We start from the raw sequence: 13,995 nt of genomic DNA on the forward strand, positions 1-13,995 counted from the left end.
CAAAGCGCACCCTTATCAGATGCAAAACCCGAGGATTCCTGAGCCGTGATTCGCTGAACGTGGACCTCGTAGCCGGCCTGACTAGTCGAGGTGCTGCAAGCAAAGGGTTTACGCGCCAGCAGCGGAGCCAGCCCAGGAATTCTTCCCCGGGTGAATCCTTTTCCTTCCCTCAGCTCTCTTGCTAAGGGAGGACGAGAGACCAGTCATGTCAGCCATTTCGCCAGCAGAGGCCCACAACGGGGGCTGGATCATCATCGATGTGCGTTCCGCCGGCGAGCGCGCGGTGGCCTGCGTCCCAGGTTCGATCCACGCACCGCTCGAGACGGTAGATCTCGACACTAGCAGCTTTCCGCCGGGCCGCATCGCTCTGCTTTGCAAAGCAGGCACCCGCGCGCGACTCGCGCAGGCCCGCCTGTCCCTCTGCGGGATTGACGCCGCCGTGATTGAAGGTGGCATGGACCGCTGGCAGCGCGAAGGCCTCCCGGTCTCGAGCTCCACCGTCAGCCACTGGTCGCTGGAGCGCCAGGTCCGCTTCGGTGCAGGATTGCTGGTGGTGGTCTTCACGCTTCTCGCCGCTTCGGTCAGTCCATGGTTCCTCGTGTGTTCCGGCCTCGTAGGCTGCGGACTGGTCTTCGCGGGAGCAACCGACATCTGCATGATGGGCAACCTGCTTGCGCGGATGCCCTGGAACCGCATACGTTCAGGAGGATGAGCAGCGAAAGCGCGACCGAGTTCGAGGGCCTTGCCGAAGAGCATCGCGACCACGTCTACCGCCAGATGCTTCGCCTCTGCGGCAATCGCGAAGACGCGGAGGATGTGCTCACCGACGCTCTGCTCGCAGCCTTCCGGCGCATCGAGACCCTGCGTGAGCGCGCAGCCTTCGGTGGCTGGCTCGCACAGATCGCGCGCCGCCTCTGCTTCCACCTCAAGTCGCAGCAGCGCATCCGCGAGGCGCTCTCGCTCGAAGAGCTGGGCGAGCAGGGCTGGGAGCCGGTCGAAGACGCACAGCGGTCGCCCGAGGAGCTCGCCTCCGCCGAGCAGCTGCGCTCCGCCGTTCGCTCCGCCATCGACGCGCTGCCCGAGGACCTTCGCAAGGTCTACGAGCTGCGTGACCTCGACGAGCGCAGCGGGGAAGAGACAGCAGCGCAGCTTGGGCTCACACTCGCTGCGACGAAATCAAGATTGCACCGTGCCCGTCGCATGGTGCGGGAACACCTGGACGCCGTCCTCACCGGAGTGGTCCAGGGCAACGAGAAGAGCAGAAGGAAGTCATGAAGATCGAAATTCAACACATGGGCGACGTGCAGTTTTCCATCGCCACCCGCGGCCACGTCATCTACAGCGACCAGCCCGAAGACAACAAGGGCTACGACGAGGCCATGACCCCGCCCGAGATCTTTCTCGGCGCGCTCGGCGCCTGCGCCGCCTACTACGCCGTCGACTATCTCAAACGCAACAAGCTGCCCTTCGAAGGCACGCACGTCACCGCCCACGCGGAGAAGGCCAAGAACCCCGCACGCCTTGGCGAGATCAGCATGCACGTGACGGTCCCCGAAGGTCTCAGCGAAGAACATCGCAAAGGCGTCCATGCCGCCGTGGAGAAGTGCATCCTGCACAACACCCTCACGCATCCGCCACAGATCAAGACCATCATCGGGTAGCAGAACAGCAGAACAGCAGAACAGCAGAACAAGCTGAAGCGCAGCGCCAACCGCGCAGCGGCTAAGGCGCAGCCGCAAACGCGCAGCGCTGCTCAGTGGTATCACTGAGACATGCGTCCCTCGCTGATTGCAACCCTCGCATGCCTTGCATCATCCTCGCTGATCGCACAGACGCACCGCGCGACCGCATCCCACGCCGCTCCTGCGCACGCCGCGCCTGTCGAACCCACCGGCCCCACCGCCGTCTTCGACACCTCTTCCGGCCGCGTCGTCTGCCGCCTGTACGACAAGCAGGCCCCGCAGACCGTCGCCACCTTCCTCGCGCTCGCGAAGGGTGAGAAGGATTGGACCGGCGCCGACGGCACCGTGCGGCACGGCAAGCCCTTCTACGATGCCACGCAGCTCATCGGCGTCACCGACGGCTTTCGTGGCGGCGATCGCGAGGCCTTCAGCCAGGGCAACGCCGGTCCAGCCGTCGAGCCAGAGAAGACCGGCCTCGACACGGAGCGTCCCGGCCGTCTCGTCGCCGTCGTCAAGGATGGCAAGCAGAACGCCGCATCCTTCGTAGTGCTCGACCACACCATCGCCGACTTCAGCAAACGCGGCGTGGTCTTCGGCCAGTGCGACGACGCCTCCGTGACGGTGGCCGCGGATATCGCTCACACGCTCCTCAGCGCAGACAATCGCCCGCTGCATCCCGTCGTGCTGCGCCGTGTCGCCATCGTGGCCGCGGGGCAGGAGCTTCCACCACCCGCGCCGCCGATGGAAGGCGAAGCCGACCTCACCATTCCGCCGCTGCCAGCACCTGCCGTCCCGGCTCCAGACCCCACCGGCCCGACCGCCATCATCGAAACCACCCTCGGCACCATCTCCTGCAAGCTCTTCGACAAAGAAGCTCCCATCGGCGTAGCGAACTTCGTCGCCCTGGCCAACGGCACGAAGTCCTTCAAGAACCCCTCTACCGGAGTCGAGGTCAAAGGCCGCCGCTTCTACGATGGCTTACACTTCGGCCGCGTCATTCCCGACTTCATGATCCAGAACAACGACCGCCCCTTCGATCCCAAGGGCGATCATGACATCGGCTTCCACTTCGGCAACGAGATCGTCCCCGGCCTCAGCTTCGATCGCCCCGGCCGCCTCGCCTACGCCAACTCAGGCCCCAACACCAACAACACCGAGTTCTTCGTCACGGAGCATCCCATCCGCCGGCTCGATGGCAGCTACACCATCTTCGGCCAGTGCGACGACGCCAGCGTCAAGGTGGTGGAAGCCGCAGCCCGCATCCCCCGCGACGACCACGACAAACCCCTCGTCCCCATCACCATCAAGCGGGTCACGATCAGCAAATAGCCGAGGCTGTACGCAACCCTCGTCATTCCGACCCTGACTCTGACCCTGAACGAAGTGAAGGGAAGGGAAGGGGAGGAACCCCTGTATTTCGCTCGCAGCGGTAACTCACCTTCAGGAGAGAAAAACGGCGGCCCGAAGGCCGCCGTTCTCGTTGTGCGGATGCAACCGGACTATTGCGGCATCTCGCCAGGGTGGTTGTATCCGAGGTAAGGCCACGCCGGTGTACCGATGCCGAAGACCTTCACCAGCGTCTGCTGGAAGTCATCCACCGACCAAACCGCGCCCGAAGCCGACACCGCCGTCATGTACTCATTCGCAAAGACGTTGCTGCACGTAGGGTTCTGGCTGCCGGAGCCCGCGGTGCGAAGGCTGCACGGTGTGAGCGAAGTAAACGTCCCCGTCGAGGTATTGAACGTCACCAGCGCGGAGTGCCCGCCGTCTGGGATCATGAGCGTCCCGGCGCCATCGATGCTCGGCCCACTGAGGAGCCCCGGCGCATACGGGAAGTTTGTCACGTAGACGTTGTTCGAAGTCATCTCGTAGACTGCGCCCGAAGTGGTCGCCCAGGCCTTGCCGTCTGCCGTCGTTACGACCCCGTTGAACACCGTCTGGATCGTCGGCGAGCTGGACGTCGATGTCGAGCAGAAGACCGGCAGCGTGCAGCCCGCGCCCGACGTAAAGTTCTGGGTCGCGATCGCGGTGCTGGGGTTATAGATGCTCGTCCACAGCCCTTCGCTCGAATCGAAGAACAGGCTGTACCCTGCCGCCGTTCCCGTTCCGATCGGCACCGATGAGGTCGTTGTGGTGCCGACCGCCGCCACGGAGGTTCCCGTCGCGCTGACCGAATACAACGGTGCACCTGCCGTAATGATCGACGTGTAGAGGTTGTTGAAGCGATCCACCGCGAAGCCCTGTACAGACGCGCTGGTCGTGATGTTTGAGAGCACCGAGAAGGAGCTCGCGTCGATGCGCTGGATGCTCGACCCGTTCGGGTAGTACACGTGGCCTGCGTTATCGACCACCAGGTGAACTCCCCCTATGCCGTTCACCGTACCCGAGCCCCACTGCGAACCGTCGGGATTCACGCCGATCAGGTTGACCGTAAGCCCGGTCGCGAAGCCATCCATGATGACGGTTCCGCTGGGCGTTAGCGCAAGACCGATCACCATGCCAAAGGAATAAGGGTGGGTCGCATCAGAGCCCTTATAGGTAACGGCGAGTGTGTAGTCGGACGGCTCCACAGTCAGTGTCGGAGTAAACGCCCCCACCGTGCTTGCAATCGTATAGAGGGTGTGGACGTTGCTGGCCGGGGCCTTCGCAATATTGATCGCGGCCTCCAGCGTGTCCGTCGGAATATTGCTGCCGAGCGTCGTAGCGGTAAAGAGCTTGCCGCAACCGGACGTGTCGCCCGCGATGCCACCGCTCGTGTTCACGCAGCTCTGCAGCGTGTTGGCCAGCGTGTTGAGCAGCGCAGCAGGGATGGAGCCTGTAGCGTTCGGCATGTTGCCGTTAGCGTCCGTGGGAACCGTGTTGGCGTTGCCCGTGGGCTTCGCGCCGTTGTAGGTGGTGGCGTTCACCAGGCTGATCGCGTCCGCAAAGGCCTCGTCCAGACCGTTCGCCACGCAGGTCATTGATGAGCCCGTGCCACTGCAGCTCCCTGTCGCGACGTTATTCTTCGCGGGGGCGCCGATATCGATCTCCTGCTCGCCGATCGCCGGCGACGCGCCCACATCCCCAATGAAGTTGCCCAGCGTGTACGCCATGGCCAGCGTGGTGAGCTCGCTGATGTCCACCTGCGTCGCCGTGGAGGTGGGCAGGGCGGCGCACGCCCCGAGCGGAGCGATAAGTACCTCGTTGGGGTTGGCGGAATTGGATGCCGTCTTTCCCCCCGTCGCCGTCACGTACACATACTCGCCTGGATCGCAGTTGAAGTTGGCGATGTTCCACCTTCCGGTGCTGTCCGTTGTGGTCGTCGCCAGCTGGTAGGCCGTGGATCCGTACGTGCTGGATGCCGCTGCGGATCGCCCAGTAGCCGCGCCGGAGATGCCGGTCGTCCAGGTCTCCCATAGATTTACGCTGGCGTTCTGGATCGGATTGGGGCCGCCATGCAGCTTCCCACCCACACCAGATCGCCTAGCGGCTGGGGTCGCCATGCCTGCGGAGGTGCCGGTACCGATACCGCAGCCCGTGACCAGGCTGGTGAAAAGTGAAAGCGTAGTGGCCAAGACAAAGAAGCGGGACGAAGAAGACCGCATGACACCTCTGCGCACGGGCGCGGTTGTGTTGGAGTTTCTGAGGATGGAGGAAGGAGGAAGGAGATCGAGGGGGCCCGAAGTGAAGTCGCACGATAGCGCCCGGGAAACCCGAGCATGCGTGCTACGACATTTACAGCATAATGCCGTATTGATTCATCCATCGCGATTTTCACCTCGGAAACCAACGAAAGGCACGACCGCGAAGCGTCTTCGCGCGCCAACGCAAAGAGGCGAGCCATCAGGCTCGCCTCTTCCTCTGTCTCACAACTCCGGTGCAACTAGTCCAGCGGCGGAACGTTGATCTCCTGGCCTACCTGGATATGGTCCGGGTTGTCGATCCCGTTGTGCTCCGCGATCGTCGTGTAGTGGTTCGCCGAGCCGTAGAACAGCTTGCTGACCTTGCTCAGGTTGTCGCCGGACTTGATCGTGTACGGCTGATCGTCGCCGCCCGTCGTCGCGATCTGGTGCTCCAGGTCGGCGAAGGTCGGATCGCACTCCTTGATCACATCCCACACGCGGTTCGCGATCACCTTGGACGGAACCTCGCCCTTGATCACCAGCTTGTCGCCGTCGAGGGAAACATCGTCCACCTTCGCGCCAAACTCGCTGAAGCTATCAATCGTGTCCAGTACAGGCTGATACTTCGCCTTCAACGTATCCAGATCTGCCATTGCGTTCTCCTTGCGCGGCGTGGGAGCGCGCCGCTCGCTGTGATGACTGACCCTATCAGGCCCTGCGTGTCGCGGCCATGAATGTGGTGTCAAAGGGAGTCGAACACGCCGGGGCGCCTGTGCGCAATGCCTTCGCCAGAAAGAAACGGCGAGCCCGAAGGCCCGCCGCATGACTGTTGTTTTCCCGTCGACTCTCGACTCTCTACCCTCTACTGTCTACCCTCTGTCTCCCTACGGCTTCACGCCCGGATGCGCATACCCCAGGTACGGCCATGCCGGAGCAGCCACGCCCAGGACCTTGGTCATCTGCGAGCCGGAGTAGTCCGCCACCCACAAGGCGCCTTCCGCGTCCACCTGCACCGAGGTGCTGCTGACGATCCCCGTGTTGCACACCGTCAGCTGGGCGGAGGTTCCATTGCGGAGCGAGCATGGGTTCAGCGTCTGCCCTGTCAGCGCGGTCGTATCGAAGCGATAGATCCCGCCCCCAATCGCATCGGCCGAGAAAAGAGCACTGGTTCCATCCATGGCAAGCGTGTAGTCCTGCGCGTTCGTCGGCAGGCTGTAAGTCCCCAGCAGCACCCCGTTGCTGCCCACGTGGTACAGCGAAGTCAGCCCCGTACCCCAGGCCGAACCGTCCGCCGCGATGGCGACCGCCGCAATGGGACTCGCCGGAGCTGTCGTCGCCGAACCCAGCGTCGTCGCGCAGAACGCCGGCGGCACGCAGCTTCCGTTGGTCACGAACTCCTGCGTCACATACGTGGATCCGTTGCCGATGCCCGCCCACAGGTTCTGCGAAGCGTCGAACGCAAGTCCCGCGGCCAGAGGCGACCCCGAGAGCGTCGGCCCCGAGATGCTCGTCACCGTCGTGCCGCTCGGAGAAACATACGCCAGCGCATTCGAGTCGTTGTATGGCGAAGAGTAGAAGTTGTTGTTGAGGTCCACCGCCCCGCCCTTCACTGTCGTCGTTCCCGACGCAATCGTTGTGGTCAGGCTCAGAGTCGAAGAGCTGCTGCGGAAGATCGATCCCTGCTGGAACGTGTACACGTTGCCCGCGTTATCCGGAATCACGCTCGCCGAAGCCGGTGCGCCAACATTCGCCCACTGCACGCCATTCGTGTCGATCCCGGTCATCTTGCCAGAGCCGCCCGAAGCGATCTCCGAGAACACAATCTGCCCGTTCGCCAACAGACCGAGAGCGATCGGCTGCCCAAACGACGCGGCATTCGACGCATTCTGTCCCGTGTAGGTAATAGCCAGCGTGTAGTCGCTGGGCTCCGCGGTCAGCGTAGGCGTGAAGATGCCGACCGTGCTCGCGATCGTATACAGCGAGTGCACGCTGTTCGCCGGGTGCTGCGCGATGCTGATCGCGGCCTGCAGCGTGTCGGTCGGGACGTTGCCGCCCGCCGTCGTCGCTGTAAAGAGCTTGCCGCAGTTCGAGCTATCCGGCGCCGCGCCGCCGCTGGTGTTCACACAGCTCTGCAGCACGTTGCCCAGCGTGTTGATCATCGCTGCGGGGATCGATCCCGTGGCATTGGTCGGGTTGCCGTTCGCATCCGTGGGAACAGTATTGGCCGCGCCGGCAGGGAAGTTGATCGTGTAGCTCGTCGAGTTCGTCAGGCTGATCGCGTCCGCGAAACCTTCTGCCAGCCCGCTCGCAACGCAACTCATGGAGGAGCCCGTACCTGTGCAGCCAGCGGTCGCCGCGTTGTTCGTCGCCGGCGCTCCGATGTACACCTTCTGCACGCCGCCGCCAAGATAGCCCGCATCCTCGCTGGTGAAGTTGCCCAGCGCATACGCCATCGCCAGCGTGCTCAGCTCGCTGATGTTCACCTGCGTCTCCGTTGCCGTCGGCAGATCGGAACATGCCCCCAGCGGCGCGACCAGCACCTCGTTGGGATTGGCCGAGTTGGACGCTGTCTTGCCGCCCGTCGCCGTCACATACAGATACTCGCCCGCATCGCAGTTGAAGCTCGCAAGAGTCCAAGAGCCATTGGAGTCGGTCGTCGTCGTGCCCAGCGAATAAGCCGCCGAACCATAGGTGCTCGCCGAGGCCGCAGCCCGCCCCGTGCCGCCGGCGCCATTGCCGGCAATGCCCGTCGTCCACGTCTCCCACAGCGTGATGTTGGCCTGCTGGATCGGGTTGGGGCCGCCATGCAGCTTGCCGCTCAGGCGACTGGTCTGACTTGCAAGCAACGCAGTGCTCAAAGCATCCTTCACGCTCATCCCGCAACCGCTGAGCAAGCCAACCGTAAGCGAGACCGAAGACGTAAGGATCAGGGACCGAAGTGAGACAAACCGCATGTTGACCTCTGCGCGAACGCGTGGGGAGATAAGCTTCGCGAGTGAATGGCGCTACCGTACAGCACCCAGTAAACGGTCCTCGACACCCGCGCGGAATGCCACTTCTGCGGAACACGGTCCGCACTTCTGTCCCGAATCTGCGGTTTTCGACGGCGCAACGGTACCTTCGTAACCCCTGCAGCCTCCGCAGCCAGACGCACTGGACGCCTCTGACGCAAAACGGCGAGCCCGAAGGCCCGCCGCTGTGCTGTCTATGTCTTTCTTGCTGTCATCCTCGGAGAGGATCTGCTTCTTTACTTCGCCGCGAGTTCAGCCGCCGCGCCAGCCTTCAGCGCTTCGGCCTTGTCGGTCGCTTCCCACGTGAAGCTCTCGCCCGAGCGGCCAAAGTGGCCGTAAGCAGCGGTCTTCTTGAAGATCGGACGACGCAGGTTCAGGCTCTCGATGATGCCCTTCGGCGTCAGCTTGAAGTTCTCGCGAACCAGCTCGATCAGACGCTGTTCGGAGACCTTGCCCGTGCCAAACGTGTCGATGCGGATCGACACCGGCTCCACCACGCCGATGGCGTAGGCGAGCTGGACCTCAGCGCGATCAGCAAGGCCCGCAGCGACGATATTCTTCGCCACGTACCGCGCCATATACGCCGCCGAGCGGTCGACCTTGGTCGAGTCCTTGCCCGAGAACGCGCCGCCACCATGACGGCCCATGCCGCCATAGGTGTCGACGATGATCTTGCGGCCCGTCAGACCCGTATCGCCCATCGGTCCGCCAATCACGAAGCGGCCCGTCGGGTTGATGTGGTACTTGGTGTTCTCGTCCAGCAGCTCGGCCGGGATTACAGCCTGGATCACGTTCTTCAGGATGTCCGCATGCAGCTGGTCGTTGGTCAGCGTCGAGCCAGGATCGCGGTCCGAGAACTCCGCATGCTGCGTCGAGATCACAACCGCATCCACACGCACTGGCTTCTGGTCGGCGTCATACTCCACCGTCACCTGGCTCTTGCCATCGGGGCGAAGGTAGCCCATCAGGCCGCTCTTGCGAACCTCGGTCAGCTTCTCCGCCAGCTTGTGCGCCAGCGAGATCGGCGTCGGCATCAGCTCCGGCGTCTCGTTGGTGGCGTAGCCGAACATCATGCCCTGGTCGCCCGCGCCGCCGGTGTCCACACCCTGCGCAATGTCAGGCGACTGGCGGTTGATCGTCGAGATCACGCCGCATGTATCGCAGTCGAAACCCTTGAGGGCATCGTCGTAACCGATCTCGCGAACCGTCTCGCGAACGATGGTCTGGAAGTCGACATAAGCCTTGGTGGTGATCTCACCGGCGACCACCACGAGGCCGGTGCAGGTAAGCGTCTCGCAGGCGACGCGGCTCATCGGGTCCTGCGCCAGGCAGGCATCCAGGATGGCGTCGGAGACCTGGTCGGCGATCTTGTCGGGGTGGCCTTCGGTGACTGACTCCGAAGTGAAAAGGAAACGATCAGTGGTCGACAAAGCGTTGCTGCTCCTGATTTGAGATAGCCGGACGTCCAGCTCGCGCGGAGGCAGGCAAGCGCCTGTCCTGAGCGAAGTCGAAGGACCCGACGACCGGACTTCGCCGCACACGCTCGCCGCAAAAACGGCGGCAGACTTGGCGAGACAACCCGGTCGCTCCGCAAGGGCTCCTGGAAAGGAAACGATGCAGCGGAACCTCACTATTTTACAGGCAAGTCACGAAATGGGTCTCGAGCCTCCCCTCCACACCCAAAAACCCAAACGGCGCCCGCCGAAGCGGACGCCGTTGGGGTAGAGATCGCGCTGAGTTTAGAACTCGATGCGGCCCGCGAACTGCAGGATACGCGCATCGCGGTAGCCGGTGACTTCACCGAAGGTTCCGGTCGAACCAGCCGCCGTGTTGATGCTCTGCACGTTGGTGTGATTTACCGCGTTGAACGCTTCTGCACGGAACTGGAAGGTCAGACGGTCGTAGAGACGGAAGTTGCGGTGGACTCCCAGGTCGAGGCGGTTGAAGCCTGGTCCCTGGATCGTGCCGCGCTTCGCGGTCGGGGCGATGTTGGTCTGGCTCGGAGGCGCAGCGGCGAAAGCTCCGGAGTAGAACCACAGAGCGTTGTAGCCCTTGTTGTGGATCTTCGTGCCGTAGCCCTGGTTCGGATCGCCGAGCTGGTTGAGGCGAAGGCCCGCGTTGGTGTTACCCAGCGCACCCAGACCCGCGTTGTCGGTGATGTATCCGGTGTTGGTGCGGCCATTGAAGACGCTGGCCGCGCCGCCGGGCAGGTTGTAGTTCGGCGAATATGCCGAGCTGGCCGAGACCGTCAGAGGCAGACCCGAGTCAATCGCGTAGATGCCCGAGATCTCCCATCCGCCCACCAGGTGGCCGACGAGGCCCTTCTGGTCGCGGTACCACGGAAGCTCGTATACGCCGTCGATGCTCAGGATGTTGGTGCGATCGACCGCCGCGCGGCCATAGTCGCCGTTGACGTTGTAGATGTTTTCGTCAAAACCTGAGTAGTCGGCCTGCGCATTCGTCAGGTCGCGCGACCAGGTGTAGTTGGCGTCGATGTAGGTCTTGCCCTTGAATCGCTTCGTCACCTTGGCCTGCAGCGCGTTGTAGTTCGAGCTGAAGATGGTGCGGAGCGAATCCACGGAGAAGTAGCCGAGGTATGGCTTGATCTGGTTCAGCACGCGGTCGCAGGTGGAGTTCAGGAACGACTGCGCGTTGGTGTCAGGGTCGATACAGGCGCTGCCCGAGTTTGCCGGAAGCACCTTGCCAACCCACGAGCCCGGGACCGGCTGGTTCTCGTTCAGAGCGCCCAGCAGGTGCGTGCCGTGATCGCCAAAGTAGCCTACGTCCAGCATCAGCGTTGGTGTGATCTGCTGCTGCACGTCCAGCGAGTACTGCTGTACGTATGGCGTTTTGTAGTCGATCGGCACAGCCTGAATGCGGCCAGGTGTGGTCGAGAGCGCGGTCGTCGCGCCACCAGCAGGCGAGTCGAACGAGGTCTGACCAACCGAGTACGTTGCCACAGCAGGAGGGTTGTTGAAGACCGTCGTCTCGTAGTAGCTCACTTCGGCATCGTCGAAGGCCCAGCCGTAGCCGCCGCGGAGCGACGTCTTGCCATCACCGAAGACATCCAGAGCGAAGCCGAAGCGAGGCGCGAAGTTGGTCTTCTGTGCGTTGCCTACCTTGTTGCCGAACTGCGATGCCTGGTTGTTGTTGTTTGCGTTGGGGCCGTTGTAGATCAGGCCGTTGATGTAGTTGATCCCGGCGTAATCCGCGGCCGGGTTCGGCGTCGTTGACTGGCCGGCATTGCTGTTGGCCTGGCTGCAGGTTCCGGTGAAGCAGATCAGACCGGTGGTCGCAATGGTCGGCGCCTTCGACGCCGAGTACTGGCTCGGATCGAAGTTGCTCAGCAGCAGGTTCGCGTCCCACGGCTGGCCGTAGTAGGCATAACGAACACCAGCGTTGATGGTCAGGTGCTTGGTGGCCTTCCAGTTGTCCTGCACAAAGGCTTCATACAGAGCGCCCTTGATGTCGGTCACCGGATCGCGCGACAGCTGGCTGAAGCCGCCGTTCGCATTTCCGGTCAGGAAGTTGGCGTACGCCTGTGCTTCGGTCGCGCCCGCGGCGGTGTTGGAAGGAACGTTGGTGAACGCCGCGTCCGTCGCGAACGAGAACGCACCCTGCGTACCCGTCGTGTTGTTCTCCAGCTTCTGGTAGTGGTTGTAGCTGAAGCCCGCGATGATCGTGTTGTTGTGCAGGATCTTCGTGAAATCACCGAAGACCTGGTGGTTGGTGCCGTGGTCCGTGTACGCCAGGCTGCCAGCAAGGCTGGTCATGCCGCTGACCGAAACCGTGGGAACCACGCCAACCGTGTTGGCATACACCAGCGACGGGTTGACGTCAGGCGACTTGGACGAGCCCAGGAAGCCGGACGGCGTCGACACAATGTTGCCGTTCGAGAACGCGTAGCCGACGTTCAGCAAAGCGGTCGGGCTGAAGATGTACTGACCCTTCGCCAGGTGCTGCGTACCCGGGTTGGTTGCCACCGTGGTGTTCGCGCCAGGGATCGGCACGGTCGTGAACTGGCCCTGCGGAAGAATCTCAGGGAAGGTGTCGTGCACATAGCGGTAGAAGATCTTGATCTTCTGTCCGAACTCCTGGTCGATGCGGACGACCGAGTCCAGATTGTTGAAGGTGTTCTTGAAGCTGGAAAGAATCGTGTGCGGATCAAGGTTGTGCGCGATGTTGTAGGTCACATCTGGCACCGGGATCTTGCTATAGATGTCCTTCAGGTACTGCTGCGCCGTCGGCGAGATGTTTGTCACCTGGGTGCCCGTAGCCGTGCAGGTATTCACCTGGGTCGCGGGATTGGTCGTATACGCCGTGCAGACCGTGATCGGGCCTGTTGTCCACTGACCGGCAGAATTCTTATAGCCGGACTGCGAGAAGTCGCCCGCGCGCTCCGAGGCCTGCGGCACAAGAGCCGAGGTCGCGGGCAGGTTCTGGATGATGCGCTGCCACTCTTCCGAGACGAAGAAGAATGTCTTGTCCTTGCCGTGGTACACCTTCGGAATCTCAACCGGGCCGCCGACCGAGAAGCCGTACACGTTGTAGCGGTAGGCTCCAATGTGGGTTCCCAGGAAGTCGTTCGCGTAGCCATTCGCGTCAAGAGCGTCGTTACGGATGTAATCGTACGCGCTGCCGTGAAGTTTGTTCGTTCCCGACTTGGTTACGACGTCGACCTGCCCGCTGGCATTGCGACCATATTCCGCGCTGTATTGCCCGCGCAGGGTCTTGAACTCAGAGATGGAATCGGGGCTGGGGTACACATAGAGCGTCAGGTTTGCGCCGCGGTCGAGGTTGTCCGCGCCATCAATCGTCCATCCGTTGGACGTCGTACGTCCGCCGTTGACCGAGAAAGCCACCGTGCTCGAAGCTCCGGAGAGGCCGGCAGGCCCGCGCGTCAGGTCGTCTGTCGCGCCACCGAAGGCTACGCCGGGCTGCAGGTTCAGCAGCGTTTCGTAGTTACGCGTAACGAGAGGCATCTCGTTCATCTGCTCGGCGTTGATGAGGCCTGCCGAGGTTGCGTCCTGCAGGTTCACGAGCGCTTCGTCTGCCGTCACCGTCACGGTCTCTGAGGCATCGCCCGCGGAAAGTGCCCGGTTGACCGTCAATGCGTCGCCCACGTGCAGGGCTAGCGTCGTCACCGTGTTCGTCTTGAAGCCCTGATCGGAGATCTTTACGGAATAGGTGCCGAGGGGAAGTCCCGTCGCCGTGTAGAAGCCCGCCCCGTTCGTGGTCAGCGTGCGCTCCACGTGGTTGCGGTCGGTATTGATGAGCGTAATCGTCGCGCCCTTGATGATGGCGCCTGTCGAATCGGTGACCGTGCCGCTGATGCTGCCGGTGGTAGCGTCCTGGGCGTATGCCCCGGGACTTGAGAGCGCCAGCGACGTCGCGAAGATACACGCGGCGATGCGGGTGCGGGAAAGGAACTGGCTCATCCTGCCTCCTCGAAATCGAACGAAACGTTCGGAGAATGGAAAATCGTTCCGGGCGGGGCGGGTCTTTTCTGCTCCCACGCGGTGACGAGCGGATTGGGCTAACGATTGCCCATCAACATCAACGAACGGATTCCACCCATAAGGCGCCGCAATACAGAAAGGGCTGCCTCCAAGTGTTAAGAATCGTCGTATGTCCTGTTAATGAAGAATTATGCACCCGGCACCCCGGGTTTCAAAAGAACTTTCGTCGCAGGGAGACCCC

At 62.7% G+C, this 13,995-nt stretch carries 9 protein-coding genes; 4 read left to right on the plus strand and 5 right to left on the minus strand.

Annotation, left to right across the window (positions count from 1 at the left end; translation table 11 throughout):
* Positions 1–205: 205 nt before the first annotated feature.
* The 4 genes from C4S68_RS22970 (at position 206) to C4S68_RS14930 (ending at position 3,011) form a co-directional block, all read left to right on the plus strand.
* Positions 206–712, plus strand: a complete 507-nt coding sequence (locus C4S68_RS22970; RefSeq protein WP_146072158.1) for a rhodanese-like domain-containing protein — start codon at positions 206–208, stop codon at positions 710–712.
* Positions 709–1,275 carry an RNA polymerase sigma factor gene (locus C4S68_RS14920; protein WP_160115173.1) on the plus strand — a complete coding sequence of 189 codons (567 nt, stop codon included), beginning with the start codon at positions 709–711 and terminating at the stop codon, positions 1,273–1,275. The genes C4S68_RS22970 and C4S68_RS14920 overlap by 4 nt, the downstream gene beginning before the upstream one ends.
* Positions 1,272–1,661, plus strand: coding sequence for an OsmC family protein (locus tag C4S68_RS14925; protein ID WP_103933879.1), 390 nt, complete (start codon positions 1,272–1,274; stop codon positions 1,659–1,661). The genes C4S68_RS14920 and C4S68_RS14925 overlap by 4 nt, the downstream gene beginning before the upstream one ends.
* 111 nt (positions 1,662–1,772) lie before the next feature.
* Positions 1,773–3,011, plus strand: a complete 1,239-nt coding sequence (locus tag C4S68_RS14930; protein WP_103933880.1) for a peptidylprolyl isomerase — start codon at positions 1,773–1,775, stop codon at positions 3,009–3,011.
* A 170-nt stretch (positions 3,012–3,181) separates the two neighbouring features.
* On the opposite strand, the gene C4S68_RS14935 is transcribed toward C4S68_RS14930, so the two are convergent.
* From C4S68_RS14935 to C4S68_RS14955, 5 genes are all read right to left on the minus strand, one after another.
* A complete protein-coding gene (locus tag C4S68_RS14935; protein WP_146072159.1) occupies positions 3,182–5,266 on the minus strand; it encodes a hypothetical protein in 2,085 nt (694 codons plus the stop codon).
* Positions 5,267–5,544: 278 nt separating this feature from the next.
* Positions 5,545–5,937, minus strand: a complete 393-nt coding sequence (locus C4S68_RS14940) for a LysM peptidoglycan-binding domain-containing protein (RefSeq protein WP_103933882.1) — start codon at positions 5,935–5,937, stop codon at positions 5,545–5,547.
* Between the two features lie 231 nt (positions 5,938–6,168).
* On the minus strand, positions 6,169–8,238 hold the full coding sequence (locus tag C4S68_RS14945) for an NHL repeat-containing protein (RefSeq protein WP_146072160.1): 2,070 nt from the start codon (positions 8,236–8,238) through the stop codon (positions 6,169–6,171).
* 293 nt (positions 8,239–8,531) lie between these two features.
* A complete protein-coding gene (metK, locus tag C4S68_RS14950; protein WP_103933884.1) occupies positions 8,532–9,725 on the minus strand; it encodes a methionine adenosyltransferase in 1,194 nt (397 codons plus the stop codon).
* Between the two features lie 309 nt (positions 9,726–10,034).
* On the minus strand, positions 10,035–13,733 hold the full coding sequence (locus tag C4S68_RS14955) for a TonB-dependent receptor (RefSeq protein WP_103933885.1): 3,699 nt from the start codon (positions 13,731–13,733) through the stop codon (positions 10,035–10,037).
* Between the last annotated feature and the right edge of the window lie 262 nt (positions 13,734–13,995).

Origin of the sequence: Bryocella elongata, assembly GCF_900108185.1 — a bacterium.
Classification (GTDB): Bacteria; Acidobacteriota; Terriglobia; order Terriglobales; family Acidobacteriaceae; genus Granulicella; species Granulicella elongata.